Consider the following 794-nt stretch of genomic DNA (forward strand, 5'->3'; position numbering starts at 1 on the left):
AGGTCGTTCTTTGTAGATAGTCTTGATCTCATCAAAATGGACCTTTACGGAAAATCGTTCTTCCAGCAATGTCTGTATGATTTCCTTTTGTGTCAAACCATATAACGAGATTTCCAATTCATCACTATATGAGTTTATGGAAAAGGACAAAGACGGGTCTTCAATCCACAATGTATTCAGAGCGGATATCACCTTGCTTCTCTCTTCGGGCTTATTTGGCCGGACGGAGGATTTGAGAGCGGGATGCTGATGAGATAATCCTTGAATCAAACAAGGTTTAGCACCTAAATAATCTCCGATTCGAAAATCTTCTATATCTTCTACAATCGCGATATCATTGGCACCCACTTCATCAACATTTATCTCTCTGCCCTGATAAATAGTCTTTAGATTTTTAATCTTGATGAATTTTTCCGAATCGTTGATTCTTACAATGTCTCGAAGTCTCAGACTTCCGTCAATTATTTTTAGAAAACTTCTTTTATGTCCTTTGGGGTCATGCTCTATCTTATAGAGATAAGCTGAAAGTCTGTTTGAGACTGATTCTGGAGGAAGTATAAAAGAAGAGATGGCGTCCAACAACTCATTGATACCGATATTGAACATTGCTGATCCATGTAGTACCGGATAGACTTTGGCTTTTGCCACAAGATCGATTATCGTATTCCAATAATCAGCCGGTGAAATTTCGCTATCCGCCAAATATCGTTCTAATATATCGTCGTCATGGTTGCATACAAATTCTTTGTATTCTTCCTTTATATATGTTTGGGAGCAAACCGGATAAACCGATC

Annotated in this window: 1 pseudogene; it reads right to left on the reverse strand. The window is 38.2% G+C overall.

Annotated features, from left to right (window positions below):
• A pseudogene (locus tag DWX33_RS23030) lies at positions 1-794 on the reverse strand (tetracycline resistance ribosomal protection protein); the annotation flags it as partial.

This window comes from Parabacteroides sp. AF19-14 (assembly GCF_003635485.1).
Lineage (GTDB): Bacteria > Bacteroidota > Bacteroidia > Bacteroidales > Tannerellaceae > Parabacteroides > Parabacteroides distasonis.